2 protein-coding genes are annotated in these 1,005 nt (G+C 51.9%); both read left to right on the top strand.

The window, feature by feature from the left end:
- Nucleotides 1-422: 422 nt before the first annotated feature.
- Nucleotides 423-710: a hypothetical protein gene (locus tag AC1D2E_RS35935; RefSeq protein ID WP_478201806.1), complete on the top strand. Its 288-nt coding sequence runs from the start codon at nucleotides 423-425 to the stop codon at nucleotides 708-710.
- An 8-nt stretch (nucleotides 711-718) separates the two neighbouring features.
- Nucleotides 719-1,005: hypothetical protein (locus tag AC1D2E_RS35940; protein WP_478201807.1), on the top strand; the 287-nt coding region annotated here is incomplete at its 3' end.

Genomic DNA, 1,005 nt, shown 5'->3' on the forward strand with positions numbered 1-1,005 from the left:
GTCTATAGCTATGCAGAAAGAAATCCAATTTCTTTTCTGGACCCCAAGGGCTTATCTCCAAATGCCTCGAAATCTTCTAAAGATGAGGGATTTATAGTTCATGGAAACTGGTGCGGCCCAAATTGGACTGGCGGCCAAAGAGAGGCGTTTAACTACTCAGCACCATCCGATCATTATTTGCCACCCACAGACTACACTGATGCATCGTGCCAGCGCCATGACAAATGCTTCGCTACCTGCAGGGAGTTGAACAAGTGCGATGCGGTGGCGAGAGCCGCATGCATGACCTCGTGTAATTCGGCCCTCGTAAGCGCGCAGCGATTTGGATTTTCAAGCGGAACCTCGTTTGCCACGTCTCTGTCAATATGGTTAGCAATTAAACTACCTCCCAAGGCGGAGAAAAATGATCCGAGTTGTGGCCCATGAAGTTCGTGCCCTCCCAGATAAATATTCGAAATGTATTCGGAATTTTCTTTGCCGTCGCGCATCTAGTCGCCGCTTTTTCCATTGTGCTTTTGAATCACGAGGGCAGTTGGGGTTACTATTTTTTTGCAATTCCAGATTTCCCTGTAATTTTGCTAATCTCTCTGCTTGGCAATAATTTAAATTATTGGGGGGCATGGGCGACACTTATTGTTTTTGGAACTTGGTGGTGGTTTTTTTTGGGAACCTTGATCGCACGAATTTTCATTCGCAAAGCCAAAATTTAATGAATTCATTGCGTTTCACAACGCGACGGCTGGTGGGCTTCGAGCGTGACAAGCTGCACCGCGAGACCGCGCGCATCCAGGGCAATGGGCTGACGCAGCACAGCGTCTATGACCGGGCCGGGCGATTGAAGCTGCAACGGTACGGCGCCACGCCCATCACCGGCAAGGGCGAAGCGGGAACGCCGCCACCGGCCAGCGTGCGCGGCATCCAGCGCGAGTACGCCTACGACCCGAGCGGGCAGCTGCAGACGATCAACGACGCCCGGCGTGGAATGCTGGMCTACAAGTACGACGC

The sequence above is a fragment of the Variovorax sp. P1_H2 genome, from assembly GCF_056405295.1.